Source organism: Pseudarthrobacter sp. NPDC058119, from assembly GCF_042884655.1.
In the GTDB taxonomy this organism is placed as follows: domain Bacteria; phylum Actinomycetota; class Actinomycetes; order Actinomycetales; family Micrococcaceae; genus Arthrobacter.
Genome location: NZ_JBHVTN010000001.1, coordinates 609,005 through 635,052, shown reverse-complemented (window position 1 = coordinate 635,052; position 26,048 = coordinate 609,005). Strand labels below are relative to the sequence as shown.

Below are 26,048 nucleotides of genomic sequence, written 5' to 3'. Positions count from 1 at the left end.
CGGGGCAGCAGCACCAGGCCAACCTTCAGTTCAGCGCGATCAGGAGCATGGTGCTGGTACCCGGAATGCAGGTCTGCAGGATGGCCCGGGGGAAGCCGCCGAAAACCGCGATGACATCATTGGTGGTTCCCGGATTCGGGACCGTGCCGCGTCCGGTCACCGTGTACGTTCCATAACCTGGGATGCTCACCGTCTCACCCACGCCGATGCCCGAGAACCGGGCCCACCCGCCGCAGAAATCATGCTCGGTGATGAACAGCGAGAAGCCGTCATTGGGGGTGTAGTGGATCGGCCCGATGCACGCGTCCACCATGGACTGACCGCCCGAACCCGCCACATAGATGGTCCGGACCGCAGGAGCAGCCGGGACGACGGCGGGTGCCGGGGCGGGTGCGGAAGCAACAGCCGGTGCCGGGGCGGCCGCGGGAGCCGGAGCAGGTGCCGGCTCGGCGACGGCGACGGGCGGACCGGTCAACAGAAGCGTTTCGCCCGGGTAGATGATGCTGTAGGCGCTCAACCCGTTGGCGGCCAGCATCGCGTTCATGTCCACGCCATGGGCGGCCGCGATCGCCCCCACGGTGTCTCCCGGGACCACCGTGTACAGGTTGGGGTCGCCGGCAGGCGCGGGGGCAGGTGCCGGCTCAGGCGCCGGAGCCGGAGCGGGAACAGGTTCCACTGGTGGCGCAGGGGGCGCCTCCGCCGCCGGTGCCTCCGGCTGGGCCGCGACTGCGGGAACTGCCGCGGCACCGGGCCCGGCCGCATCCTTAGGTTCGGCTGCGCTGCTGGGCGACGGCGGCGGGGCGGCCTCCGCCACCTGGGCCGCCGCCGTCGTGCTCCCGTCAAGGGATGCCGGGGGTGCTGCAAGGGCGCCGACGCCCACGGCCGCCACCACCGCGGCGGTGGCCATGCCGGCCCATAGTTTGTTGCTGATGACCGGGTGGCCGGTGGTGAGGTCGGTCCGCGGTTCGTCGGTGGCGAAGCTTCTGCTCACGCCGTCTGGGGAGGGGATTGTTGGCTGTTTCATGGGTTGCCCATCAGGTTTCGGTCCAGGCCTTGGCGGTGCGGGTGCACGCCGGGGCCCTGGACGGATCGAGATGCCATTGCGCCGCCGGCCCCGGCAGGTGCCGGAGCCAATGGCGGCGCAGTATGGAGTCATCCGCACACCCAGAAAATGCGGAGCTCCGCGTGAAGGCAGGAGCGTCCGGAAGCCACCCGGTGGACCTGCCAGTGCATGTTGGTCCTAGGAATCCCGAGTCTAGGAACCATGCCGAGGGCCGGGCACCAGTAGGGATTACCCGACTTTTATGGCCCGCTACTCGCCCGGAACGGGACTGCTACTCGACGCCGGGAGCCTGGATACTTGCCGCTACAACGGCCGGTGTTCCCGCAGTTCCGCGATCTCCCGCCGCAGCAGGGCGATCTCGTTGACCAGCTCGGCCACTTCCAGCCGTACCGGTTCCTCCACTGCCTCCGCCACCGATTCGGCCGTGGCCTCAACCCGCTGGACCAGCCAGGACGCAATGGACGCGGTCACCACACCGAGAACCGCGATGCCGCTCATCATGAGGGCTGCCGCCACCAGCCGGCCGATGGTGGTGATTGGGTACATGTCCCCGTAACCCACGGTGGTGATGGTGGCCGTGGCCCACCACAGCGCGTCGCCAAACGTCGTGATCTTCGCCCCGGGTGCCCACTGTTCCACGTCCAGGGCCGCCAGGGCCCCCACGAACACCAGCAAAGCCGCGGACGCCGCAACGTAGGTGACCACCCGGCCGCGCAGCGTCTCGCCCACGGTGCGGTGCAGCACCGACAGCAAGGTCACCAGGCGCAGCAGCCGGAGGGGCCGGAAGAACGGCAGCGCAACAATCACCAGTTCGTGCAGGTTCCGGACGAACCACTGCCTGCGGTTCTCCGCCAGCCACAGGTTCGCCACGTAGTCCAGGACGAAGACGCACCACGTCACCCACATCACGCCTTCAAGCCAGTCTGCTCCGGCCCCCTCGATCCGGCCGATGACCTGCCAGGCGTACGCGGCCAGGAATACCAGCGCGGTCGCCATGAGGGGCCACTCCGCCAGGGCCCGGTAGCGTTGCTGCGTCATGCACGAAATCCTACGGCGGATGAGCTGGCGAAGGCCCTGCCGGAAAATGTTACCCATGGGTAACATGGGGGCATGCACCTCCTCCTGAGAACCCTCCTCCTGCTCCTCCGCTCCGGCCGCCGTCCGCAGTTGGCGGTGTGGGATCCGGCCTCCCTGCCCCTGCGTGTCCTGCCGACGGACATCGACATCGCCATGCACGTCAACAACGGCATGTACCTGTCCCTGATGGACCTGGGCCGGTTCGACCTCATGGTGCGCAGCGGCGTCTGGAAGCGGATGCGGCGCCGCGGCTGGAGCCCGGTGGTGTCCGCGGAAACCATTTCCTTCCGCAAGTCGCTGCAGCTGTGGCAGGAGTACGCCATCGAGACCCGCATCATCGGGCTGGACACCAAGGCGATCTTCTTCGAACAGCGGATGGTGGCCGACGGCGAAATCTACGCCCGTGCCTACATCGCCACCCGTCTGGTCACCAAGGGCGGTCCGGTCAGCCAGGACGAAATCCTCGAGGAGTTCGGGACCCCGCCGGCGGACCTGGTGCTCCCCGAATGGATCCATGAATGGCGTGCCTCCAGTGCCCTCCCCGGCAGCCGCACACCGGCCCCGCACCTGTGGGATGCCACCGCCTGACCCGGCCGGCCGCCGTCGTCCTTCCCGGTATTCCCAATGACGCGGGGAGCGAACAACCGCGACAGTCCCGGGCGGGACGCGTACCGTAGACACATGGCTACCCTTGACATCACAGGTGAACAGTTCGCATCGACGATTGAAGGAAACGACATTGTCTTGGTCGATTTCTGGGCAGAATGGTGCGGTCCCTGCAAGCAGTTCGGGCCCACCTACTCCACCGTCTCCGAGAAGCACCCGGACGTCCTCTTCACCAAGGTGGACACCGAAGCGGAGCAGCAGCTCGCGGCGGAGGCCAACATCACTTCCATCCCCACACTGATGGCCTTCCGCGAAAAGGTGCTGGTGTTTTCCCAGCCCGGCGCGCTGAACGCCCAGCAGCTGGAACAGGTGGTTGACGCCGTGAAGGCGCTGGACATGGACGAGGTCCACGCCCATGTGGCCAAGCAGCGCGAAGAAGCGGCAGCCGCGGCGGCCAAGCCTGCCGGCCAGGGCGGCCCGCAGGACGGCACCCAGATCCCCGACTTCTAAAAACCGGTTAAACGCAGAATGCGGGACCTCCCTCCGGAGGTCCCGCATTTGTTGTTTAACCGGGTGCGCTAGGCGCGTTCCACCTTGACCGGTTCGGCCAGCAGCGCGCTCAGCGACTCGTTCAGGTCCTGCACGGCGATGCCCTTGGAGTGCCTGTCCAGGTCCTCCTCGGAGGCCCACTGCTCGGTCAGGACCAGCTTCTCCTCGGTGGCTTCGGTCAGTTCGTACTGGATGCAGCCTGGCTCCTTCACCACCTCGTCGATGGCGATTTCCAGGGCCAGCTTGACGCGGTGTAACTCGCCGTCGTTGGGGATGAACGTTGCTATCAGGTCAATGGGTGCACTCATGGATTTCACAATACCGGGCGCCCGGGAACCAACCTGCAGCGTTGCGGTGCCGGCATCCTTCTCCTGCCGGGATCCTGTTGGTAGCGTGCCATCATGCGTGCTTATACAGCCGGGGACACTGACGTCCCGCTCCTGGAGGAAACCATCGGCGCGAACTTCGAGCGGGTCGCCGCCCGGTTTCCCCTCCACGACGCCCTCATCGAGGCCGCACCCGTGCCGGGCGCCGACGCCCGCCGCTGGAGCTATACCAAGATGAACGACGACGTCGACCGGCTGGCCCGCGCGCTCCTCGCCCTGGGTGTTGCCAAGGGGGAGAGGGTGGGCATCTGGAGTCCCAACTGCGCCGAGTGGACGCTGCTGCAGTACGCCACCGCCAAGATGGGTGCCATCCTGGTCAACGTCAACCCGGCGTACCGCAGCCACGAACTGGAATTCGTGGTCAAGCAGAACGGCATGCGCATGCTGGTCACGGCGCCGTCGGACGCCAACAGCGATTACGTGGCGATGGGCCGCCAAGCCCTCCTTACGTGCCCGGACCTGCAGGAGCTCGTCTTCCTTCCGGACCACGGCCTTGAGGCGCTGAAGGCCGGCAGCCCCGAACGCGATGCGGAGCTGACGTATGCCGAGCTGCTGAAGCGCGCTGACGACGTCGGGCACTCGCACCTGGTGGCCCGCATGGCCGAACTCAACCCGCACGATCCCATCAACCTGCAGTACACCTCCGGCACCACAGGCTTCCCCAAGGGCGCCACGCTGACGCACCACAACATCCTGAACAACGGTTTCGCGATCGGCGAACTGCTGGGCTACACCGAGCATGACCGCGTGGTCATCCCGGTGCCGTTCTACCACTGCTTCGGCATGGTGATCGGCAACCTGAACGCGCTGAGCCACGGTGCCGCGACTATCATCCCGGGGCGTGGCTTCTCGCCCGCCGCGACACTTGAGGCGGTCCAGGACTTCAACGGCACCTCGCTGTACGGCGTGCCCACCATGTTCATCGCCGAGCTCGCACTGCCGGACTTCGGGTCCTACGACCTCTCCACCCTGCGGACGGGGGTGATGGCGGGTTCGCTGTGCCCCATCGAGGTGATGAACCGGGTCATCGCAGAGATGAACATGGTGGACGTAGCCATCTGCTACGGCATGACCGAGACCTCGCCGGTGTCCACCATGACGCGCAAGGGCGACACGATGCAGCAGCGCACCGAGACCGTGGGCCGCACCATGCCGCAGCTGGAGAGCAAGGTCGTGGACCCTGCCACCGGGGAAGACCTGGAACGCGGGCAGATCGGCGAACTCTGCACCCGCGGCTACGCCGTCATGGCCGGATACTGGAACCAGCCGGACAAGACCGCCGAGGCCATCGACGCGGAAGGCTGGATGCACACCGGGGACCTGGCCCGCATGGACGACGACGGCTATGTGGTGGTGGAAGGCCGGATCAAGGACATGGTGATCCGGGGTGGCGAGAACATCTACCCCCGCGAGATCGAGGAATTCCTCTACACCCACCCCGACATCCAGGACGTCCAGGTCATCGGGGTCCCGGACACCCGGTACGGAGAGGAACTGATGGCCTGCATCATCCTCAAGCCGGGTGCCGGCCCGCTCGATGCCGACTCCCTGGCAGAGTTCTGCCGCGGGCGGCTGGCCCACTACAAGATCCCGCGCTACGTGGAGGTCCGGGAGAGCTTCCCCATGACGGTCTCCGGGAAGATCCGCAAGGTCCAGATGCGCGAGGAAGCGGTGGCCCGGCTGGGGCTTTAGGCGTCCCGGCGGCGGCCCGTGCGGCCCCGGATGGCCACCACTGCGGCAATGGCCACGGCTGCCAGCGAAGCCATTACCAGGACCGCCCTTCCTTCCCAACCCGCCGGGGAGAGCGTGCGGGTGCTGCCCGCGCCGGTGCCCTCGTTGGCGGGGATGTTCCATTCCTCCCGGGAGGGAAAGATCCCTGCCGGCAGCTGCACCTCGCGCAGCTCCCGCCGGGCGGCGAGCCGCTCGCGGACCTCCGGGTTCGGGGCCGGTTCCAGGTTGTCAGCGGCGATGGCCGTGGGGTAGTCGATGATGTAGGGCTCACCGTAAAACGCAGAGGACGCCACGGACTCCACCCAGGTCGCGGGGGGTGCCGCAACTCCTCGCGCGGCGAAGGCTGAAAGCAGCGTGTCCCGGATCTCTTCCAGGCTCCTGCCCTCGGCGTCCCGCGACACGTCGAAGATGGCCAGCTGCAGCCTGAGCTTCTCCTCTGCGTCCGGGTCCTGGGCGTCCGGATCCAGGACTGCGGGATCCTGGGACGTTCCCGGCACGGCCTCGGAGTTTGCGTTGGTGCTGCCTGTTTCGGAGCTCATGGGATCCTTTCGGTCGACGTTGCCTGCCAGCCTGGTGTGCCGTCCAACCGGACGGGTGTGGCACACCGCTGGGTACCCTATACCTGGCTCCGTACCCTCCGGCGCGGAGATCAAGCGGTTCCAGGCGGCTGGAAGTGCCGTGCAGGTCAGTGCCCCCGGTGGTCCTGGATGGTCATTCGCGGGCCGAAGGTGGGTTTGCGGTAACCGGTGCTCTGGATCATCCGGACCACGCGCTGCCGGTGACCGCGCCAGGGCTCCAGCAGCCTGAGCATCCCGGCGTCGTCGGTCCGGCGCCCGGTCAGGGCCGCCCCCACGTACGCCGCCAGGTGGTAGTCGCCCACCGAAATGGAGTCCGGGCAGCCGTGGGTGCGCTGGACTACCTCAGCCGCGGTCCACACCCCGATGCCGGGGATAGCCTGTATTTTCTCCGCCGCCTGGGCAGCGGGCAGCGCCGCCAGGCGTTCAAGCGCGACGGCGGAGCGCAGCGCACGCATGACAGTGGCCGAACGCTGGGGGCCCACCCCTGCCTTGTGCCACTCCCAGCTGGGAACCTGCAGCCACTGCGCCGCTGTCGGCGCCACCACGAGGCCGGCCGGCGTCGACATCCCGGCCCGCGGTGCCGGGGTTCCGTAGCGGTGCACCAGGTAGCGGTAGCCGCGGCGGGCCTCGATGACCGTCACCTTTTGTTCGAGAATGATCGGCACCAGCTGGTCCACCATCCGCCCGCTTGACGGCAGCCGGACCGCCAGGGCACGGCGGCGGGCCTCCCGCACCATGCGCGGCAGCGTGGCATGGAAGGCCGGTTCATCGAAACCCTGCCAGTCGTCATCGGCCCCCAACAGGCGGGGCGCCGCCTTCACGGCCGCTGCGGCGCCGGGCCCCCACGCCTGGATGTCCACCAGCGGGGCGCCCGCTTCTCCGCCGCCCGCCGGGGCAAGCCGCATGGTTGCCGGGCCCTCCGGCGTCGTAAACGCGTTCCAGATGACGTCCCCCTGGACGCAGAAGGAAGGATCGCTGTTGCCGCGCAGGAGCGGGCCGAGGGTCCGGGAAAGGCTGTAAGGACCATCCGGATACCACCGCAGGGACACGTCCGCCGCGGCGGCCAGCCGGGGAGGTGCCTCTGTGATCGTCATGCCTTCCATCGTCCCACGGACCGCCGACAGCGGCGGGACCATCGGCCCTTCTGCGTTCCCCGGCCCCGGAATAGGATCACCGCGGGTGGCACCCCGGGCACCCCGGTGCACCAGGCACGCAACCCACGGGGAAGCACAGGAACACGGAGGGCAACCATGGGCGGCGTAGTACATTTCGAGATTCCAGCGGACGACCAGAAGCGGGCGAGGAAGTTCTACCAGGAGGCGTTGGGCTGGCGGATCGAACCGGTGCCGGGCATGGACTACAGCATGGTCATCACTACGGACATGGACGACGACGGCCAGCCGGCGGCCGCGGGCGCCATCAACGGCGGGATGATGGCCAGGGAAGGGCAGGTCACCGCCCCGGTCATCACCGTAGACGTGCCGGACATTGACGCCACGCTCAAGAGCGTGGAGGCACTGGGCGGCTCGGTGGTCATGCCAAAGAACGAGATTCCGGGGATGGGCTTCACGGCCTACTTCAAGGATCCCGAGGGCAACGTGATGGGCCTTTGGGAGAACCTCCCCGGCGACGGAGGCGGCGGCCAGGCCGCCGGAAGCTGATCCCGGGCAAGTCCTGCCGGCTCAGGGCATCCCGGACACGGCCCACAGGGCCAGCACCGCGAGCGGCACGGTCAGTACCACCGCCACCAGGCCCGCGGCGGCGAAACCGCCCCACTTAATGGGGACATTCAGTACCCGGAGCCGCTCATGCCACAGCAGCGTGGCCAGCGAAGCCCACGGCGTCACCAGCGGGCCCAGGTTCACCCCGACCAGCAGTGCGGCGAGCCTGGCAGGCGATCCCGCCACCGGTTCCAGGGCCAGGTAGGCGGGAAGGTTGTTGGCCGCGTTTGCCGCGCCGGCGCCCAGTCCTGCCAGCTGCAGCAGCGCGGGCAGGCTGTCCCCGGTCCCGGCCACACCCGCCAGCAGCGGCGTCAGCCCATGGGCGTGCAGGGCTTCCATCAGCATGAACAGCCCTACCGTCAGCATCAGCGGCCGCCAAGGGACCATGGACCACCGCAGGGCCGATGGCCGCCGCCGCAGGAAGACGGCCAGGAGGACGGCCGCGGCGGCAAGGGCCGGGTACTGGACCGGCAGTCCGGAGACGAGCGCCGGCAGCAGGACCAGCAGGGTCACCGCAGCCGCTTTGAGCAGGGTGCGGTCGCGGACGGGACGGGCAGGCTGGGGCCCGTAGGTTCCGCGCAGGTCCCGCCGGAACGCGAGCCACAGCAGAACCAGGGGGACCAGCAGGCCCACCAGGGCCGGAGCCCACACCAGTCCGGCGAAGCGCCACGGGCTCAGGCCCAGGCGGTCCTGGGCCAGCAGGTTGGTCAGGTTGGACACCGGCAGCAGCAGGGACGCGGTATTGGCCAACCAGATGCTCGTCAGCGCGAACGGCAGCGGCGGGATCCTGGCATGGACGGCCAGCAGCACCACCACGGGCGTCACCAACACCGCCGTCGTATCCAGGGACAGGAACACCGTGGATACCGTGGCCACCGCCACCACCAGGAGCCACAGCAGGAAGACCCGGCCCCGGCCGAGGGCGGCCAGGCGGTCGGTCACCACGCGGAACAGCCCTGCCTCGTCCACCAGCTCGGTGACCAGGGACATGGCCAGCACGAAGGCAAGGATGGGAATGGTCCGGGTGGCCAGGTCCCCAAATGCGGGCAAGGGGAGTACGCCGAAGGCCAGGGTGGCCACGCCGGCGGCCAGTGTTGCGCCGGGCAGCAGGTAGCTGCGGGCGGCTTTCAGCCATGCGAACTGCTTCACCGGCCTATCCTCCCACCCGGGGCAGGGATCGGCGTGCAGGAAGCGGTAGCTTTGTACCTATGAAGTACGCCCAGTCCATCCTGGACCTCATCGGCAATACCCCGCTCATCAAACTCAACCACGTGACCGAGGGCATCAAGGCCACCGTCCTGGTCAAACTGGAGTACCTGAACCCCGGCGGGTCCATCAAGGACCGCATCGCGGCGCAGATGATCGAGGACGCCGAACGGGACGGCAAGCTGAAGCCCGGCGGCACCATCGTGGAGCCCACGTCAGGCAACACCGGCGTTGGCCTGGCGCTCGTGGCGCAGCAGAAGGGCTACAAATGCGTCTTCGTGGTCCCGGACAAGGTGGGCGAGGACAAGCGTGCCGTGCTACAGGCCTACGGCGCCGAAGTGGTGGTCACGCCCACCTCCGTCCCGCCGGACAGCCCGCAAAGCTACTACGGTGTCTCGGACCGGATCACCCGCGAGACCCCGGGAGCCTTCAAGCCGGACCAGTTCTCCAATCCTGCTGCGCCGGGCAGCCATTACAAGACCACTGGTCCCGAGATTTGGCGGGACACCGACGGGAAGGTCACCCACTGCGTCATCGGCGCCGGCACCGGCGGCACCATCACCGGCACCGGTCGGTACCTCAAGGAGGTATCGGCTGACAGGCCGGAGGCCGACGGCGGCGTGGTCCGGATCATCGGCGCGGACCCGGAAGGTTCGGTCTACTCCGGCGGCACCGGGCGCCCCTACTTCGTGGAGGGCGTCGGTGAGGACATGTGGCCGGCGAACTACGACAAGACCATTCCCGACCACGTCATCGCGGTCTCCGATGCAGACTCCTTTGCCATGACCCGGCGCCTTGCGCGGGAGGAGGGCCTGCTGGTGGGCGGTTCCTCCGGCATGGCCGTGGTAGCCGCGCTGCAGGCGGCCAGGGACCTGCCCGAAAGCGCCGTCGTCGTGGTCATCCTGCCCGACTCTGGCCGCGGCTACCTGGCCAAAATCTTCAACGACCAGTGGATGCGCTCCTATGGGTTCCTTTCCGGCGGGGAGGAAACGTCGGTGGGGGAAGTCATCAAATCCAAGAACGGCGAGCTGCCGGACCTGGTGCACATCCACCCCAACGAGTCGGTCCGCGACGTCATCAACATCATGAACGAATTCGGCGTCAGCCACATCCCGGTCCTCTCCCAGGAACCGCCGGTGGTCATGGGCGAGGTCCTCGGCGCCGTGGATGAGCGCACCCTGACCGCCAAACTGTTCCGCGGCGAGGCGAAGCTGACGGACAAGATCTCCGAACACATGGGACCCAAGCTTCCCGTGATCGGCTCACTGGAAACCATCTCCGCGGCCAGGGAACTGCTCTCTGACACGGACACCCTGATGGTCACGTTCGTGGGCGCGCCCGTGGGCATCCTCACCCGGCACGACCTGCTGGCCTACCTCAGCAACTAATATGCGCTGGTTGGGGTTGCCGGAACCCGGTTTTCGGCAAGCTCACCCACCCTTTGGAAGGAGCATCATGACCGCCTCTGAACACCAAGGTTTCAACACCCGCGCCGTGCACGCCGGCCAGGCCTTCGAGCCCCGCACCGGGGCGGTGGTGCCGCCGCTGCACTTCAGCTCCACGTACGCCCAGGACGGCATCGGTGGACTGCGCAGCGGCTACGAGTACGGCCGCGGCGGCAACCCCACCCGGGACGCGCTCCAGGAGCAGCTCGCGGCGCTGGAACTTGGCACCCATGCTTACAGCTTCAGCTCCGGGCTCGCCGCGGAGGACGCCCTCATCCGGGCGCTCACCCGCCCCGGCGACCACATCGTCCTGGGCAACGACGCCTACGGCGGCACGTACCGGCTGATCAGCCGGGTGCTGGGGGACTGGGGGATCGGCAATACCCCCGTGGACATGGCCAACCTGGACCGGGTCCGCCACGCGGTCGCCGCGCACAAGACCCGGTTCGTCTGGGTGGAAACGCCGTCCAACCCGCTGATGAAGATCACCGACATCGTGGCGCTCGCCGACATTGCGCACGACGCCGGGGCCCTCCTGGTTGTCGACAACACCTTCGCGTCCCCCTACCTCCAGAACCCGCTTGCCCTGGGTGCCGACGTCGTGGTCCACTCCACTACCAAATACATCGGCGGCCACTCCGACGTGGTGGGCGGCGCCGTCGTGGTCAAGGACGCGGAACTGGCGGAAAAGATCGGCTTCGTGCAGTTCGCCGTCGGCGCCGTGTCCGGACCCATGGATGCCTTCCTGACCACCCGTGGACTGAAGACCCTGGGTGTCAGGATGGACCGGCACAGCGAGAACGGGCAGGCCGTGGCCGAGTGGCTGCTGGAGCGCCCGGAGGTTGAGGCCGTCCTGTACCCGGGCCTGCCGGGCCACCCGGGCCACGAACTGGCCAAGAAGCAGATGCGCAAGTTCGGCGGCATGGTGTCCGTCCAGTTCAAGGGCGGCGAAGCTGCTGCCCGCAAGGTGGCCGAGTCCACCTCCGTGTTCACCCTGGCGGAATCCCTTGGCGGGATCGAGTCGCTCATGAACTACCCGTCCGAGATGACCCACGCCTCGGTCAAGGGCACGGAACTGGCCGTCCCCGTGAACCTGCTGCGCCTGTCCTGCGGCATCGAGGACAAGGAAGACCTGATCGCGGACCTGGACCAGGCCTTCTCGAATATCCCGTAACAGGAGGCGGACCTCTAGCTTTCTTGAAGAAAGTCAGCTAGCGTTTCCGTTATGCCCCTTCGATCCGACTGGTCCCAACGCACCTGCAGCATGGCCCGCGGCCTGGACATCCTGGGTGACCCCTGGTCCATCCTGGTCCTGCGCGAGGTCTTCTTCGGCAACGGCCGCTTCGACGCCATGAAGAGCCGGCTGGAGGTGGCGGACTCGGTGCTCACCAAACGGCTGGCAGGCCTGGTGGAATCGGGGCTGCTCGAGAAGAAGGCCTACGACGACGGCGGCCGCACCCGCCAGGAGTACGTCCTCACTCCCAAAGGCGAGGACGCCCTCCCGGTCCTGAACGCGATCACTATCTGGGCGGAAAAGCACCTGCCGGCACCCTCCGACCAGGCGCACCTGTATGTCATCCACTCAGGCTGCGGCAAAGCCACCAGTTCGGCAGATACCTGCACCGAATGCGGGGATCGGCTCACCGCGGCGAACACCAGCTGGCACAGCCGCTCCCGGTCCGAACTGCCCATCCGGCTGTCCACCGCCGCAGGGAACGGAACGGCCGCATGAGCGCCCTGCCCGGCAAGACAGCGGACACGGCAACGCAGCACACCCCGCGCGGACCGCACCGCCGCCTGCACCCCGCCTGGATCGTCGCCGCCGTCGCCTTCCTGGCGCTGGTGGGCGCGGCAGGCTTCCGGGCTGCCCCCGGCGTCCTCATGGTCCCGCTCCAGCAGGAGTTTGGCTGGTCCACCACGGTCCTGTCATCTGCCGTCAGCATCAACCTGGTCCTCTTCGGCCTGACCGCACCGTTCGCCGCGGCACTCATGGAACGCTTCGGCATCCGGGCCGTGACGGCAACCGCCCTGGTCCTGATCGGCATGGGCAGCGCCCTGACAGTCCTGGTGAACCAGTCCTGGCAGATCCTGCTGACCTGGGGCCTGCTGATCGGGCTCGGTACGGGCTCCATGGCCCTGGTCTTCGCCGCCACCATCGCCAACACGTGGTTCACCAAAAGCCGCGGACTGGTGATCGGCATCCTCACCGCCGGCAGCGCCGCCGGACAGCTGGTCTTCCTGCCCTTCATCGCCATGCTCGCGCAGGACCCCGGCTGGCGGCAGGCCTCGCTGCTGATCGCCGCCGGCGCGCTGGCCGTGGTCCCGCTGGTGCTGAAGTTCCTCAAGAACTCCCCGGCCGACGTCGGGGTGCTGCCGTATGGTGCTGCACCGGTGGACGTCGAAGCCGGCGAGGCCGCAACCGTTCCGGCAGAAGGGCCCCGCACCAACGCCGCCGTCCGAGCCCTCCAGGTGCTCCGGCGGGCCAGCAAGGTCAGGACCTTCTGGGCGCTCGCGGCCGGCTTCGCCATTTGCGGCGCCACCACCAACGGCCTGATCGGCACCCACTTCATCCCCTCCGCCCACGACCACGGCATGCCCGAAACCACCGCGGCCGGCCTGCTCGCCGTCGTCGGAATCTTCGACATCATCGGGACCATCGCCTCGGGCTGGCTGACGGACCGGTTCAACCCCCGCGTCCTGCTGGCCGTCTACTACCAGTTCCGCGGGATTGGCCTGCTGGTGCTTCCGCTGCTGCTGAACGCCGAAGTGCAGCCCAGCATGATCGTGTTCGTGGTGATCTACGGGCTGGACTGGGTGGCCACCGTTCCGCCCACGGCAGCCATCTGCCGCGAAACGTTCGGAGCGGACGGCAGCGTGGTCTTCGGGTGGGTCTTTGCGGCCCACCAGCTGGGCGCCGCAGCGGCAGCCATCGCCGCCGGGGCCCTCCGTGACGCCACCGGACATTACACCTACGCCTGGTTTGGCGCCGCCGCCATGTGCACCATCGCCGCCGTCATCAGCGCCACCATCCGCCGGCACAACAGTACGCGGGAAGCCGAGCCCGCGACGGCCTGAAACGGGCCGCCGCTAGGCTGGTCGGATGGAACCCGTTGCGCCCGTCCCTGCCCGCCCCGTCGCCCTGGTCACCGGAGTGGGCCGGCTGGCCAGCATCGGTGCCGGCATCGCCCGGCAGTTGGCGGCGGACGGCTGGGACCTGGTCCTGTCCTACTGGGCGGAGTACGACGCCCGCATGCCCTGGGGGAGCGAGCCGGAGGACGTGGTCCGGCTGACCGCGGAGCTTGAGGCGATCGGCGCCCAGGTCCACATCTTGTCCGCGGACCTGCAGGATCGGGGTGTCCCGGACAGGCTGGTCTCAGAGTCCGTGGCGCTGGCCGGGCCATTGCAGGGCCTGGTGCTTAGCCACGCGGAATCCGTTGACTCCGGTGTGCTGGACACCACCGTCGAATCCTTCGACCGGCACTTTGCCGTGAACACCCGCGCCAGCTGGCAGCTGATTGCCGGCTTCGCGCGCCAGGCGGCGGACGACGGCGGCGCAATCGTTGCGCTGACCAGCGACCACACAGCATTCAACCTTCCCTACGGCGCCTCCAAGGGGGCGCTGGACCGGATCGTCATTGCCGCGGCCCGCGAGCTGGGCCCCCGGGGGATCTCAGCGAACGTCCTCAACCCGGGGCCGGTGGATACCGGCTGGATGAGCCCGGAGGTCCGGGAAGAGCTCACGGCGCAGCAGCCAGGCGGCCGCCTCGGCACCCCGGCCGACGTCGCCGGAACCGTGGCCTTCCTGCTCTCGCCGGCTGGCCGCTGGGTATCCGGCCAGCTGATCAAGGCCGACGGCGGCTTCTCCGCGTAGCCTCTTCCGCCCGGCGCACGTCCCAACCCGCGCTTAGTGGAAGGCGCCCAGGCCCGTGATGTGCCGGCCAAGGATGAGGGTGTGCACCTCGTCGGTCCCTTCATAGGTCCGGACCGATTCCAGGTTCGCGGCGTGCCGCAGTGGCGAGTAGTCCGTGGTGATGCCGTTGCCGCCCAGGATAGTCCGTGCTTCGCGGGCGATCCTGATGGCCTCGCGGACGTTGTTCAGCTTTCCCAGCGAGATCTGTTCCGGCCGGATGGTCCCCGCGTCCTTGAGCCGGCCCAGGTGCAGGGCCAGCAATGTGCCCTTCTGGATCTCCACGAGCATGTCCACCAGCTTCTCCTGGGTGAGCTGGTAACCCGCCAGCGGCTTGCCGAACTGCAGCCGCTCCAGCGAGTAGTCCAGCGCTGCCTCGTAGGAATCGCGTGCGGCGCCCATGGCACCCCAGGCGATCCCGTACCGGGCCTCGTTCAGGCAGGTGAACGGGCCGCGCAGCCCCCGCGCACCCGGCAGCAGGGCCTCCGGACCCAGCCGGACGTCGTCGAACACCACGTCGCACTGGATGGAGGCGCGCATGGACAGTTTCTGTTTGATGGGCGTGGCTGTGACGCCCGGGGTTCCCGCCGGCACCAGGAAGCCGTGCACGCCGTCGTCCGTCATGGCCCACACCACCATGATGCCGGCCGCGGAGGCCAGCCCGATCCAGCGCTTGGCGCCGTTGAGCACCCAGCCGGCGTCATCCCCGCTGCCATCCTTAATGGCGTAGGTGGCCATGGAGGCAGGGTCCGAACCGGCTGTTGGCTCGGTCAGGGCGAAGCAGCCGATGACCTCGCCGGCGGCCATCCGGGGCAGCCACTGCTGCTTCTGCTCCTCGGACCCCCAGGCGTGGATTGCGGTCATGGCCAGCGAACCCTGGACGGACACGAAGGTGCGGATGCCGGAGTCGCCGGCTTCCAGCTCCATGGCCGCGAGGCCGTATTCCACGGCGGACCGGCCCGGGCAGCCGTAGCCCTCCAGGTGCATGCCCAGGACGCCGAGCTCGCCCAGTTCCGTCGCCAGCTCCAGGGGGAAGACGGCGTCCTCGTACCAGCGGGCTATGTCCGGCTTGATGCGCTGCCGGGTGAAGTCGCGGACCTTCTGCCGGAGCTCCAGTTCCTCCGCTGAGAGGAGGGAATCGAGGTCCAGGATGTCGGATGGGTTGGTGCTCAACGCTTCACCTCGAAGTAGGCGCGGGTGGCGGGCACGAACCGGCAGGCGGCGGCCAGGACGACGCCGAGGGCCAGCAGCACCACGCCGCTGGCGAAAGCGCCGCCGACGCCGAAGATCTGGGTGTCGCCGTAGGCCGGGTCCCACATCTGGACTGCCGAGACGAAGAAGGCGGCCGTCAGCAGCAGTGCGCCGGCCAGGGGAAGGATGCCGCGGAACCAAAGGTTGCGGGCCGAGCCCCGGAGCGTTCCGCGGAAGTACCAGAAGCAGGCAAAGCCGGTGAGGGCGTAGTAGAACGCGATGAACAGGCTGATGGCACTGATGGAGTCGGCTAGGAGGTTTTCGCTGAGGAAGCTCATGGCCACGTAGTAGGCCGCGGCCGCACCGCCCATCACTTGGGTGGAGAAGCCGGGGGTCTGGTTTCGCGGGTGCACCTCGGCGAATTTGGGCGGCAGCGCGCCGTGGACACCCATGGACAGGGTGCCGCGGGCGGTGGGCAGGATGGTGGTCTGCGTGGAGGACAGCACAGAAGCCAGCACGGCGACGACGATCAGCCAGCCCCAGGGCCCCAGCACCACGTCCTTCATGGCCAGGAACACGTCGTCCTTGTTGGCTTCGTTGCCCAGTCCGATGCCTTCGGAGCCCACGGTGGCGTACATCATCACCAACAGCGCCACCGAGACGTAGATGGCCACCAGCACGAAAGCCGAGATGACGGCGCCCCGGCCGGGAATTGTGGACGGGTCCTCGGTCTCTTCGTTGACGGCCAGGCAGGTGTCCCAGCCCCAGTAGATGAACAGGGCCAGGAGGGCCCCGTGCACCACGGCACCGGGATCGGAAAAGGCGCCCACCGGGTTGAACCATTCGAAATCGAAGGCCTGGCCCTCGGGCGCCCCGCCCACGATCCGCATGACGATGGCCAGGGCGAAGATGCCCAGCGCGATGTACTGCACGTAGGTCAGGACGCGCTGGACGTGCTCGCCCAGCCGGATCCCGCGGTAGTTCACCAGGGTCATCAGCACGATGAACAGCAGGCCGGTTCCGGTGACCAGCAGTTTGTTCTGTGCCAGTGATCCGTCACCCACCAGCAGCCACAGGTACTGGCCGGCCACCTGCGCCAGGTTGGCCAGGACCACGATCCCGGCCAGCGCCACGCCCCAGCCGCCCAGCCAGCCCGCCCACGGGCCGAAGGCCTGCCGGGACCAGGTGAAGGTGGTGCCGCAGTCCGGGATGGCACTGTTGAGCTCCCTGAAGGCGTAGGCAATGAACAGGACCGGGACGAAGCCCAGCAGGAGGATCAGGGGAGTGTAGTTGCCATTGACGGCAACAATGAGGCCCAGGGTGGCGGCCAGCGAGTACACCGGCGCGGTGGAGGCAAGCCCCAGCATCACCGAATCGCCCAGGTCCAGGATGCCGGCCCGCAGTCCCTTGGCCGGGACGGGGGCGCCGTTCCCGCCGCCGTGGCCTCCCGCCGTTGTCATGTCCGTGCTCATAAGGTGATTCCTGCCTTGGTGGAGCCGGCCACCGCGGAAAGCGGAGCCGGCGCGTCGATGGTGTTGGGGACGAAGCGGCAGAAATAGTCCGTGACCGGCCCGTCCGATTCCCGGATGCCGCAGCCCACGGATTCGCCGTCCACCACCCACAGGCCCAGGACGGGACGGTTGCCGTCGAAGTCGGGGAGCGGGTGGTACTGCTGGTAGCACCATCCCTCCCGACCGTAGCCGCCGGGCTGCTCCAGTTTGATGCCGTCCGCGTGGATGCGAATGTTGTCGCCTTCGCGGCCGTGCAGGGGCTTGGCAACCCACTCCTTCAGCGGACCCGGGTCCGTGAGGTAGGCCGGCAGCAGGTTGGGGTGGTTGGGGTAGAGGTGCCACAATGCCGCGAGCAGGGCCTTGTTGGAGAGCAGCATCTTCCAGGCAGGTTCCACCCACCGCGGGTTGTGGGCGCGCTCCAGCAGGCGGGGGCCGAACTCTTCCCTCATCATCAGCTCCCAGGGGTAGAGCTTGAAGATGGTGCTGATCATGAAGTTGTCCAGGTCCACGAACCGGTTCAGGTTGGGGTCCCACCCTATATCGGACATATTGATGCCGATGGTGGTCCACCCGGCCTGGCTGGCGACGTCGCGCATGTAGGCGGCGGTCATCCAGTCCTCCCCGGACTCCTCCACCTCCGAATGGGCCACGTGCAGGGTGCTCATCCCGGTGCGGTACTGGAATTTCTTCCACTGCCGTATCAGTGCCTCGTGGATACCGTTCCACTGGTCTTTTTCCGGATGGACATCCTGCAGCCAAAACCATTGCGCCACGGCGGCTTCGATCAGCCCAGTGGGCGTGTCCGCGTTGTATTCGAGCATCTTGGCCGGCCCGCCCTGGCCGTCGTAGATGAAGTCGAACCGGCCGTAAACGTCCACGTCACCGGCCTGCAGGGATGCGGCGGCCAGCTCCAGGGCCTGGGGACCGATGCCGATGCTGCCCATGGCGCCGGTGGCAAGGAACTTGGCCGCCTCCAGGCACATCCGGTGCATATCCTCGGCCACCACCTCGAGGGTCTCCACCTCGTCCATGGTGAACTCGTAGTACGCCGACTCGTTCCAGTACTCGATGCGGCGCCCGTCATCCATGGTGGTGGTGGAGAAGACCAAGCCCTGCTCTTCAATCTTCTGCTTCCAGCCCGTGCGGGGCTCGCTCAACAGCCTCTTCACGCCTAGCCTCCCGAAACCTTGCCGCCGCCACCGCTTGAGCCGCTCTTCGCGCTTGAACCGAACCCGCCGCGGCTCACCGTGCCGCCCTTGCTGCTGTAGCCGGTGGACGCCTTGGCGCCGCTGGGGATGGTGCTCGAGTAGCCGGGCGCGGTGGACCTGTTCTGGCCGATGGCCGGAACGCTGGCCCCGCGGGAGTAGAAGTACCAGGCGTAGATGCCGCCGCTGCGGCCCGCGGAACTGTCACAGCTGTTGTCCGCCACGCGCTCGCCGGTTTCTTCGTTGAAGCAGACCTGGGCGTAGTCGGGGTCATCCTCGTTGCTGGCCACCACCGCCGTAATGGTGCCGGCCAGCAAGGCGGTCACGCCCAGTCCCACCACCACGGTGCGCCGCTGGGAGCGCTTCTTGCGGGCTGCCGCCTGGTTGAGCTGCTTTTCCCGCTCGCGGGCAAACGGATCCACGGGGGTGACGGGTTCGTTGAGGAGCTCGGGACGCAGGTCCGGCTTGGGTACCTGCCAGGGCGGTGGCTTGGCGGTGCCGCCGGTGTCACTGCCGCCGTTGTCCGCCGGCCCGTTTTCCGGTCCCTCTTTTGGGTCTTTCTGGTTCGAGTCCACGGCGTCCCCCTCAATTGGTCGCGCGATTCGGGCGCGGCACTGCACCCCCAAATGCAAGTCTCGAATCAGCGTAGTCCCTGCAGGAACGGCCTGCGAGCAGAATTACCGGCGCCGGCGGGGGGAGACCTGCCCATTGCGGCCGCGTGGGGCTCCGTGCAGGAAAACCCTAGACTGATCCCATGGAATCCGGTTCTGTCCTTGCCGTCTGCCGTGTCCACCAGCTCCTGGGGGATGCGGGCAGCGTGGGCGTCACGGCCATCGACAAGCGCCCGGCCGATGGTCCCGTCAAGGTGCACAAGCTGGGCCTGCGCGGGGACATCCAGGCCAACAGGGCCCACCACGGCGGGGAGGACCAGGCCGTTTACGCCTATTCCCAGGCCGACGCCGACTACTGGGCCGCGGCCCTGGGGCGGGAGCTGCCCCCGGGCTTCTTCGGCGAGAACCTGCGGGTCGCCGGCATCGAGGCCACGCACGCGGTCATCGGGGAGCGTTGGCGGGTGGGCTCCGGCGTCGAACTCGAAGTCACGTCGCCGCGCACGCCCTGCGCCACGTTCCAGCGCCGGATGAAGGAACCACAGTGGGTGAAGCGCTTCACGGACGAAGGCCGGGTGGGAACCTACCTGCGCGTCCTCCGCACCGGCAGCGTCCAGGCCGGCGACACCATCGAGCGCACGTTCGTCCCGCGCCATGGCGTGACCATCGGCAGGTGGTTCAGCGAGCCGGACGCCGACCTCGTTGCGGCCCTGCGCGGGGCAGAGGCCGACGGCGAGATCCGGCTCCAGGACGAATACCACACCAAGTTCGAGGTACTGCTGCGGCGGCTGGGACGGTAGCATCGCTGCCCCGGGTGGCACCCGGGCGGGCTGTGTGCGCAAGCTCACCCGCCGTCGTCGGCCGTTCAATTACCGTTGCACGGCGGACGTGCCCTACACTTGAAATATCCCCCACTCCGGAAATCCCTTATTCCTGCCCAATTTTTGAGGCAGGACTGGCAAGTGTTGGGGCCCGCGCAAGCGATGCGGGCATTTTCATAGGGAGAGCCGGCTAAAGAAAACGCTGTACAGACTGCTGGGATAGCAGCCAAGAGATGCAGCGAGAAGTCCTGCCATGGGATTGCGAAAGCGCCGGACTTCTGTGACCGGCCGGTCAACGTTTGCCCGGCACCATCGGCACGTGTACTGCGGCTCCGCTCACCTCGGGTAGTGCCGCCTGGCCCCCTATGGATGAGGAATAAATCCCTATGCCCGAAAACCAGAACGAAACCACCGCTGTTATCGAGGACGCACCCGTGGCTGCCGCAGAAGCTCCCGTAACCGCTCCCGCCGCCGCGGACGCTGACGAAAACACCGTCAAGTTCGCCGATCTCGGCATCGACGGCCGCGTCCTGGCCGCCCTGCAGGATGTTGGGTACGAGAAGCCGTCCCCCATCCAGGCAGCCACCATCCCGCTGCTGCTTGAAGGCCGCGACGTGGTGGGCCTGGCGCAGACCGGTACCGGCAAGACTGCAGCATTCGCAGTGCCGGCACTGTCCCGCCTGGCTGAACTCCACGACCTCAACGGCCCCTCCCGCAAGACCCAGGCCCTGGTCCTGGCCCCCACCCGCGAGCTGGCCCTCCAGGTTGCCGAGGCCTTCACCTCCTACGCCAAGCACATCGATGACTTCACCGTGCTGCCCGTCTACGGCGGCTCCGCCTACGGTCCCCAGCTCGCCGGCCTGCGCCGCGGCGCCCAGGTGGTTGTGGGTACCCCCGGCCGCGTGATCGACCACATCTCCAAGGGTTCCCTGGACCTGTCCGAGCTTCAGTACCTGGTGCTGGACGAGGCCGACGAGATGCTGCGCATGGGCTTCGCCGAAGACGTGGAGCAGATCTTCCAGCAGACCCCCGAGGACCGCCAGGTGGCACTGTTCTCCGCCACCATGCCGGGCCAGATCCGCCGGATGTCCAAGCAGTACCTGAACGATCCCGCCGAGATCTCGGTCAAGACCAAGACCACCACCGGCAACAACATTCGCCAGCGCTACCTGCAGATCATGGGTCCGCAGAAGCTGGACGCCCTGACCCGCATCCTCGAGGTGGAAGAGTTCGACGGCGTCATCGCCTTCGTGCGCACCAAGATGGCCACCGAGGACCTGGCTGACAAGCTGAAGTCCCGCGGTTTCCAGGCTGCCGCCATCAACGGCGACATCCCGCAGCAGCAGCGTGAGCGGACCGTCGATGCGCTGAAGGAAGGCCGGATCGATATCCTCGTGGCCACCGACGTCGCCGCCCGTGGCCTGGACGTGGAGCGCATCAGCCACGTCATCAACTACGACATCCCGCACGACACCGAGTCCTACGTGCACCGTATCGGCCGTACCGGCCGCGCGGGCCGCAACGGTGACGCGATCCTGTTCATGACGCCGCGCGAGAAGTACCTGCTGCGCGCCATCGAGAAGGCCACCCGCCAGCCGGTGGAGCAGATGCACCTGCCCACCGCCGAGACCGTGAACACGCTGCGCCTTGGCAAGTTCGCCGACCGGATCACCGAGACCCTCGCCTCCGAGGACGTGTCGATGTTCCGCGACCTCATTGCCTCCTACGAGGAAGAGCACAAGGTGCCGGCAGCAGAAATCGCTGCGGCACTGGCCGTCATGGCCCAGGGCGGGCAGCCGCTGCTGGTCAAGGAACTGCCTGCTGCTCCCGAGTTCCAGAAGCGCGAACGCTCCAAGGACGGCTTCGGCTCACGCGGCCCCAGCCGCCAGCTGACCGAAGGCAACGCCACCTACCGCATCGCGGTGGGCCGCCGCCAGCGCGTCATGCCCGGCTCGATCGTGGGTGCCATCGCCAACGAGGGTGGCATCTCCTCCGCGCAGATCGGCGGCATCGACATCCGTTCGGACCACTCCCTGGTGGAGCTGCCCGCGGACCTGAGCCAGGAGCAGCTGCGCGCCCTGTCCCGCACCCGGATCGGCGGTGAGCTGATCCACCTGGAGCTGGACAACGGCCGCCGTCCCTCCGGCGACCGCGCCGCCTACCAGGGCAACCGCGGCGGCAACTTCAAGGGCAACGGCGGCTTCAAGAAGGAGTTCCGCAAGAACGACGGCGAGCGGTCCTCGGCTGACCGCGGCGGCCGTTCGTACAGCGAGCGTTCCTTCAGCGACCGGGGCCAGTCCGGGGACTCCCGCTTCGGCGGCCACGGCGACGGCTCCCGCAAGCCCCGCCACGGCGGCGACAGCGGACACCGCGACTTCAACCGCAAGGGCAAGTGGTAAACACTTCCGCGCGTTGAGCAATTGACGACGACGATGGGCCGGCTTTCAAGCCGGCCCATCGCCGTTTAACCCGAAGCCGGATGTGGGGCTGGACACATTCCGGCCGCGGAATGTAGTCAACGTGCCCTTGAAAGGTGCTTCCCGGCGTCGGCCGCTGTCCTGCCTTGGCCCGTCCAGCCCCGGAATTCCGCGGAAAATGCCGCTGTGGTGGTCCCGGGAGAGGGCGCCAACCCAGGTGCGGGGAGGCCCTGGCCGTCGATTTGTTGGTGCGGAAATCTTCCGGTAGAGTATTTACTCGTTGCCCCCCTAGCTCAGTGGTAGAGCGCGTTCTTGGTAAGAACGAGGTCACCGGATCGATTCCGGTGGGGGGCTCTGAATGAGGGCCTGCGTCAAGGCGGTTTTGACCGGCTTGACGCAGGTTTTTCTCATTCGTGGCGGTGTAGCTCAGTTGGTTAGAGCGCACGACTCATAATCGTGAGGTCGGGAGATCGAGCCTCCCCACCGCTACAGGCTAAGCCCCTGGATCGTAACGGTCCGGGGGCTTTTCTGTTTAACCTTCCCAAGCCGCGCCGAAAGCCTGCCGCCTCCGGTGCTGTCACCGATTGGCACAGCACGTTCGGTAGAAGGTAACGTTTAGGTCACCGGTTGGCACACACGCGTGGGCAAGCGTTCCAAATTCCCTTGCGTGTGCTAAGTCCCAGGCCTTTGCGCCTTGCATTCCGCAGACCGCGATCCTGTTCCGGCAGGGACTTTCCGATGTCCTTGCCAACCGCACTCCCATGAAGAGGCTTTTTTCCATGCGCAGAAACAGTCTGCTCACTGCCGCCACCTTGTCGGCTCTGTTGGCAACAACGGCATGTGGTGCCGTCAGCGGCACCGCCAACCCAGCGGCTCCGTCCACGCGCTCCGCCTCCGCCGGACTCGAAGCCACCGCCGGCGCGGCCGGTGCCACGTCATCCGACCAGGTGGGCGCCTCACAGCGGATGGCCGCCGAAAGGGTTGCAGCGGCAGCCCGGGCCCAACGGGAAGCCGCTGACGCTAAGAAGGCCCAGGACGCCGCTGCTGCTGAGGCAGCGGCAAAGGCAGCCGCCGCGGACGCGGCGGCCAAAGCCAAAGCGGATGCTCCTGCCACCGCCGGCGCCCCGGTCCAGGCCCAGGCTGCGGCTCCCGTGCCCACAACCGCCTCACCACAGCACGCCGCCGCGCCCGCCGCCCCGGCACCCGGGGCACAGCCGGGCGCCGAGCGGATTGTCCCCACCACCTACACGACGGCCTACACCTGGTTCGACAACACCCCTGCCGGGTCGGCAACCATCAGCCACCCGGTGCTGCACCAGTCTGCCGGCGGCACCGGCACCTTCGAGGACCCCATCACCATCGCTGTGGGACATTCGTTGGCTTCCGGTCATGACGTCCTCGACTTCCCGGCGGGTACCCGCATCTACCTCCCGGACGTCCGCCGCTACTTCATCGTGGAAGACACCTGCGGCGATGGCAATGAGCCCCAAAGCGGACCGTGCCACCAGGGCGCCAACGCGAACGGAACCAACTCCACCATCTGGATCGACATGTGGATCGGCGGCCAGGGCGCCAGCGCCGGAGCCGCGGATGACTGCGCCAGCCGGGTAACCAACGTCAACACCGCCGTCTTCAATCCGGCCAGCAACTATGCCGTGGCGCCGGGCGCCGGAGTCATCCATGACGGCAAATGCGATGCCGGCTATGGAAACGCGCTGGTAAAGAAGTAGCTGGGGGACGCCGGAACCGGACGGAGCAGCGGGCCCGGGCCAGCGGCATCCGACGTCCTCCGGCCTGCTGCCGACCCGTGACAAGCGGGGCCATCGGCAGTAGCTTGGCAGCAACTGCGGATGGGGGGGTCGGTGGACGTTTTCACTGCTGTCATGGAGCCGTTCCGGTGGCTCGTTTCCGTCATTATGGCGGCGTTCCACGGCTGGCTGGCAGCGGCGGGGATGCCGCCGGGGGACGGCTGGACCTGGACGCTGTCCATCATCGGGCTGGTGCTCGTCATCCGCGCGGCGTTGATCCCCGTGTTCCTGGCGCAGGTCAGGGCCCAACGCCGGATGCGTCTGCTGCAGCCGGACCTGCAGGAGCTCCAGGAGCGGTTCAAGGGCAGGACGGACCCGGCGTCGCGGCAGGCCATGGCGCAGGAGCAGATGGCCCTGTACAAGAAGCATGGCACCAACCCGTTCTCCGCCTGCCTGCCGCTGTTGATCCAGGCGCCATTCTTCCTGGCCCTGTTCCAAGTGCTGTCCGGACTCTCCAGCGCGTCGCCGCGGGGCGAAGGCATCGGGGCCCTGGACCACGGGCAGGTGGTCCAGTTCGCGTCCGCCGGCATTTTCGGGGCGCCGCTCTCGGCGTCCCTCGTGCATGGTGGTGGTGACCCCGCCGCGGTGGCCGTCCTCGCCGTCGCCATGATCCTGGTGATGATCACCTGCCAGTTCCTCACGCAGAAAATCGTGGCGTCACGGACCATGGCGGGGCAGGACACGGAGAGTCCGTTGATGCGCCAGCAGCGGATCCTCCTTTATGTCCTGCCGTTGATCTTCGGCGTGGGCGGGATCTTTTTCCCCATCGGCGTCCTGGTCTACTGGACAATCTCCAACCTCTGGACACTGGCCCAGCAGTTCCTGGTCTCGCGCCGGCCATAAGGGACGGTCAGTGGCCGGCCAACGCCTGCGACTGCTCCTTCAGGTATTCGGTGACCGATTTCGGGTTGATCCCGCGCTGGCGGAGGGGCTGGTCATCCCAGGTGGCCTCCTCGATATCCGAGGACAACCCCGCGCCCAGTGCGGAAGCCATGGCGTCGTTCCTGCGTTTCAACATGAGCGTGGCCATCCGCGCCACGGGGCGGGGCATGCGCTGCACCTTGAGGGGGTGGTGCACCATCTCGCCCGCGAGCCCAATGATCTCCTTCTTGGTTAAGGGCTCGGGTCCGCCCACGTCGATCTGTGCCGGCGGATCGGGCTCCAGTGCCACGGCGGCGAGGAGGGCAGCGACGTCCCCGGTGGACACCAGCCGGCGCCGGTTGTCGCCCCTGCCGATGACGGCTGCCTTTCCGGCCGCGAGGTCGAACCGCGCGGCGCGGCTGAGCTGGACTTCCTGCAGGCCGTCGGCGCGGACCACCACGGTCCGCATGGGGGAGTTCGCCAGGCGTCGTTCAACGGCGAGCTTGGCCTGTTCCAGCGGGGTCCGGAGGCTGGCGCTGCCGATCGGGAAGGACAGGTAGACAAAACGCTGCACGCCGGCGGCTTCCGCGGCATCGACAAGATGGCCCATTCCCACCTCGTCGACGTCCCGGATGGTGGCCGTACTGGTCCCCGCGAACCGGCGGCTGATCGCCGTTGCCGTTGCAATGACGGTATCGACGCCTTCGCACGCGGGCTGCAGGGTGGCGGCCTCGGTGAGGTCGCCGCGGACGATCCCGGCGCCGATCGCCCGGAGCGGTGAATCGTCAGTGGCGGGCCGGACCAGGCAGCGGACGTCCTGTCCGGATTCACGCAGCAGCCGGGCCACCCGGCCGCCCAGGTCGCCCGTTGCCCCGACCAGGAGGATCATGGCCGCGCTCCTTCCGGGGCGGTCCCGGAGATAGCCTGGACGGCGCTATTCACGTCTTCCGTGTCCTTGTCCACCGGTTCCAGGTAGAACCTGACCGCCGCAATCCGGTCGCCGCGGACGGTGAAGATTGCCACGCCGGCCTGCTCGACGGCGCTGCCGTCCAGGCGGGTGCCGCCGGATCCCCATTCGACCCATACATTGCCGGCGGGGCCGGTTGCCGAGTCCAGCACTGTCACGGTCATGTCGGGGATCCCCGCGAACAGTGCGGACCAGTTCTTCCGCACCTGCGCGCTTCCGGTGAAGCTGCGGGCCGGGTGGTTGGGAGTGATATTGACGTAGTCGTCTGCGAACTCGGCCAGCATGGCATCGAGGTCGCGCCGCTGTGTCGCGGAAAACATTCGGCGCACAGGGCCGTCGGGGAGGCGGTCCACGCCGTCTGGCGTGTCCATGGAAATGCTCCTTGGTGCC

Annotated in this window: 25 protein-coding genes and 2 tRNA genes; 15 read left to right on the top strand and 12 right to left on the bottom strand. The window is 67.7% G+C overall.

Going from position 1 to position 26,048, the window contains the following annotated elements; translation table 11 throughout:
• Nucleotides 1-25: 25 nt before the first annotated feature.
• Both ACFVTD_RS02975 and ACFVTD_RS02970 read right to left on the bottom strand, forming a co-directional pair.
• The gene (locus tag ACFVTD_RS02975) at nucleotides 26-1,024 is read right to left on the bottom strand and encodes a LysM peptidoglycan-binding domain-containing protein (RefSeq protein WP_387557793.1); all 999 of its coding nucleotides are present in this window, start codon (nucleotides 1,022-1,024) and stop codon (nucleotides 26-28) included.
• Nucleotides 1,025-1,366: 342 nt separating this feature from the next.
• The gene (locus tag ACFVTD_RS02970; protein ID WP_387557790.1) at nucleotides 1,367-2,101 is read right to left on the bottom strand and encodes a potassium channel family protein; all 735 of its coding nucleotides are present in this window, start codon (nucleotides 2,099-2,101) and stop codon (nucleotides 1,367-1,369) included.
• Between the two features lie 72 nt (nucleotides 2,102-2,173).
• Between ACFVTD_RS02970 and ACFVTD_RS02965 the strand changes: the two genes are divergently transcribed.
• Nucleotides 2,174-2,728 carry an acyl-CoA thioesterase gene (locus tag ACFVTD_RS02965; RefSeq protein ID WP_387557788.1) on the top strand — a complete coding sequence of 185 codons (555 nt, stop codon included), beginning with the start codon at nucleotides 2,174-2,176 and terminating at the stop codon, nucleotides 2,726-2,728.
• Nucleotides 2,729-2,821: 93 nt separating this feature from the next.
• A complete protein-coding gene (locus tag ACFVTD_RS02960; protein ID WP_387557784.1) occupies nucleotides 2,822-3,256 on the top strand; it encodes a thioredoxin family protein in 435 nt (144 codons plus the stop codon).
• A gap of 68 nt (nucleotides 3,257-3,324) precedes the next feature.
• Here ACFVTD_RS02960 and ACFVTD_RS02955 read toward each other — a convergent pair whose 3' ends face one another.
• Nucleotides 3,325-3,603: a putative quinol monooxygenase gene (locus ACFVTD_RS02955; protein ID WP_387557781.1), complete on the bottom strand. Its 279-nt coding sequence runs from the start codon at nucleotides 3,601-3,603 to the stop codon at nucleotides 3,325-3,327.
• A gap of 93 nt (nucleotides 3,604-3,696) precedes the next feature.
• Between ACFVTD_RS02955 and ACFVTD_RS02950 the strand changes: the two genes are divergently transcribed.
• A complete protein-coding gene (locus ACFVTD_RS02950) occupies nucleotides 3,697-5,373 on the top strand; it encodes an AMP-binding protein (protein ID WP_387557778.1) in 1,677 nt (558 codons plus the stop codon).
• On the opposite strand, the gene ACFVTD_RS02945 is transcribed toward ACFVTD_RS02950, so the two are convergent.
• Both ACFVTD_RS02945 and ACFVTD_RS02940 read right to left on the bottom strand, forming a co-directional pair.
• Complete coding sequence (locus ACFVTD_RS02945) at nucleotides 5,370-5,951, bottom strand: hypothetical protein (RefSeq protein WP_387557775.1); 582 nt, start codon at nucleotides 5,949-5,951, stop codon at nucleotides 5,370-5,372. The genes ACFVTD_RS02950 and ACFVTD_RS02945 overlap by 4 nt on opposite strands.
• A gap of 146 nt (nucleotides 5,952-6,097) precedes the next feature.
• Nucleotides 6,098-7,084 carry a DNA-3-methyladenine glycosylase family protein gene (locus ACFVTD_RS02940; protein ID WP_387557773.1) on the bottom strand — a complete coding sequence of 329 codons (987 nt, stop codon included), beginning with the start codon at nucleotides 7,082-7,084 and terminating at the stop codon, nucleotides 6,098-6,100.
• A 156-nt stretch (nucleotides 7,085-7,240) separates the two neighbouring features.
• Between ACFVTD_RS02940 and ACFVTD_RS02935 the strand changes: the two genes are divergently transcribed.
• Nucleotides 7,241-7,651 carry a VOC family protein gene (locus ACFVTD_RS02935; RefSeq protein ID WP_387557771.1) on the top strand — a complete coding sequence of 137 codons (411 nt, stop codon included), beginning with the start codon at nucleotides 7,241-7,243 and terminating at the stop codon, nucleotides 7,649-7,651.
• A 21-nt stretch (nucleotides 7,652-7,672) separates the two neighbouring features.
• Here the strand turns inward: ACFVTD_RS02935 and ACFVTD_RS02930 are convergent, their stop codons facing one another.
• Nucleotides 7,673-8,860: an SLC13 family permease gene (locus tag ACFVTD_RS02930; protein ID WP_387557768.1), complete on the bottom strand. Its 1,188-nt coding sequence runs from the start codon at nucleotides 8,858-8,860 to the stop codon at nucleotides 7,673-7,675.
• A 59-nt stretch (nucleotides 8,861-8,919) separates the two neighbouring features.
• Here ACFVTD_RS02930 and ACFVTD_RS02925 point away from each other — a divergent pair, with 59 nt between their 5' ends.
• The 5 genes from ACFVTD_RS02925 to ACFVTD_RS02905 all read left to right on the top strand — a co-directional run bounded on the left by ACFVTD_RS02925 (nucleotide 8,920) and on the right by ACFVTD_RS02905 (nucleotide 14,233).
• Nucleotides 8,920-10,305, top strand: a complete 1,386-nt coding sequence (locus ACFVTD_RS02925) for a cystathionine beta-synthase (RefSeq protein WP_387557765.1) — start codon at nucleotides 8,920-8,922, stop codon at nucleotides 10,303-10,305.
• 67 nt (nucleotides 10,306-10,372) lie between these two features.
• Nucleotides 10,373-11,536: a cystathionine gamma-synthase gene (locus ACFVTD_RS02920; protein WP_387557762.1), complete on the top strand. Its 1,164-nt coding sequence runs from the start codon at nucleotides 10,373-10,375 to the stop codon at nucleotides 11,534-11,536.
• A gap of 51 nt (nucleotides 11,537-11,587) precedes the next feature.
• On the top strand, nucleotides 11,588-12,094 hold the full coding sequence (locus ACFVTD_RS02915) for a winged helix-turn-helix transcriptional regulator (RefSeq protein ID WP_387557759.1): 507 nt from the start codon (nucleotides 11,588-11,590) through the stop codon (nucleotides 12,092-12,094).
• Nucleotides 12,091-13,437: an MFS transporter gene (locus tag ACFVTD_RS02910; RefSeq protein ID WP_387557756.1), complete on the top strand. Its 1,347-nt coding sequence runs from the start codon at nucleotides 12,091-12,093 to the stop codon at nucleotides 13,435-13,437. Before ACFVTD_RS02915 ends, ACFVTD_RS02910 begins: the two co-directional genes overlap by 4 nt.
• A 25-nt stretch (nucleotides 13,438-13,462) precedes the next feature.
• Nucleotides 13,463-14,233, top strand: coding sequence for an SDR family oxidoreductase (locus ACFVTD_RS02905; protein ID WP_387557753.1), 771 nt, complete (start codon nucleotides 13,463-13,465; stop codon nucleotides 14,231-14,233).
• Nucleotides 14,234-14,266: 33 nt separating this feature from the next.
• On the opposite strand, the gene ACFVTD_RS02900 is transcribed toward ACFVTD_RS02905, so the two are convergent.
• From ACFVTD_RS02900 to ACFVTD_RS02885, 4 genes are read right to left on the bottom strand one after another with little or no spacing between them, the layout of a single operon-like run.
• Nucleotides 14,267-15,442 carry an acyl-CoA dehydrogenase family protein gene (locus ACFVTD_RS02900; RefSeq protein ID WP_387557750.1) on the bottom strand — a complete coding sequence of 392 codons (1,176 nt, stop codon included), beginning with the start codon at nucleotides 15,440-15,442 and terminating at the stop codon, nucleotides 14,267-14,269.
• A complete protein-coding gene (locus tag ACFVTD_RS02895; RefSeq protein WP_387557747.1) occupies nucleotides 15,439-16,932 on the bottom strand; it encodes an APC family permease in 1,494 nt (497 codons plus the stop codon). The genes ACFVTD_RS02900 and ACFVTD_RS02895 overlap by 4 nt, the downstream gene beginning before the upstream one ends.
• Nucleotides 16,929-18,140 (bottom strand): glutathionylspermidine synthase family protein, encoded by a 1,212-nt coding sequence (locus ACFVTD_RS02890; protein WP_387557744.1) that lies wholly within the window; start codon nucleotides 18,138-18,140, stop codon nucleotides 16,929-16,931. The genes ACFVTD_RS02895 and ACFVTD_RS02890 overlap by 4 nt, the downstream gene beginning before the upstream one ends.
• Nucleotides 18,141-18,142: 2 nt before the next feature.
• Entirely contained in the window at nucleotides 18,143-18,751 is a 609-nt protein-coding gene (locus tag ACFVTD_RS02885) for a Tat pathway signal protein (RefSeq protein ID WP_387557741.1), read from the bottom strand.
• A 179-nt stretch (nucleotides 18,752-18,930) separates the two neighbouring features.
• On the opposite strand from ACFVTD_RS02885, the gene ACFVTD_RS02880 reads away from it, so the two are divergent.
• From ACFVTD_RS02880 to yidC, 6 genes are all read left to right on the top strand, one after another.
• Nucleotides 18,931-19,584: an MOSC domain-containing protein gene (locus tag ACFVTD_RS02880; RefSeq protein ID WP_387557738.1), complete on the top strand. Its 654-nt coding sequence runs from the start codon at nucleotides 18,931-18,933 to the stop codon at nucleotides 19,582-19,584.
• Between the two features lie 407 nt (nucleotides 19,585-19,991).
• Entirely contained in the window at nucleotides 19,992-22,004 is a 2,013-nt protein-coding gene (locus tag ACFVTD_RS02875) for a DEAD/DEAH box helicase (RefSeq protein WP_387557735.1), read from the top strand.
• 300 nt (nucleotides 22,005-22,304) lie between these two features.
• A tRNA-Thr gene (locus tag ACFVTD_RS02870) sits at nucleotides 22,305-22,376 on the top strand.
• Nucleotides 22,377-22,437: 61 nt separating this feature from the next.
• Nucleotides 22,438-22,511, top strand: a tRNA-Met gene (locus ACFVTD_RS02865).
• A gap of 290 nt (nucleotides 22,512-22,801) precedes the next feature.
• Nucleotides 22,802-23,752, top strand: coding sequence for a hypothetical protein (locus tag ACFVTD_RS02860; RefSeq protein ID WP_387557732.1), 951 nt, complete (start codon nucleotides 22,802-22,804; stop codon nucleotides 23,750-23,752).
• Nucleotides 23,753-23,884: 132 nt separating this feature from the next.
• Nucleotides 23,885-24,673, top strand: coding sequence for a membrane protein insertase YidC (yidC, locus tag ACFVTD_RS02855; protein ID WP_387557729.1), 789 nt, complete (start codon nucleotides 23,885-23,887; stop codon nucleotides 24,671-24,673).
• 7 nt (nucleotides 24,674-24,680) lie between these two features.
• Here yidC and ACFVTD_RS02850 read toward each other — a convergent pair whose 3' ends face one another.
• Nucleotides 24,681-25,580, bottom strand: coding sequence for an SDR family oxidoreductase (locus tag ACFVTD_RS02850; protein WP_387557726.1), 900 nt, complete (start codon nucleotides 25,578-25,580; stop codon nucleotides 24,681-24,683).
• Complete coding sequence (locus ACFVTD_RS02845; RefSeq protein WP_387557723.1) at nucleotides 25,577-26,029, bottom strand: nuclear transport factor 2 family protein; 453 nt, start codon at nucleotides 26,027-26,029, stop codon at nucleotides 25,577-25,579. The genes ACFVTD_RS02850 and ACFVTD_RS02845 overlap by 4 nt, the downstream gene beginning before the upstream one ends.
• Nucleotides 26,030-26,048 lie beyond the last annotated feature (19 nt).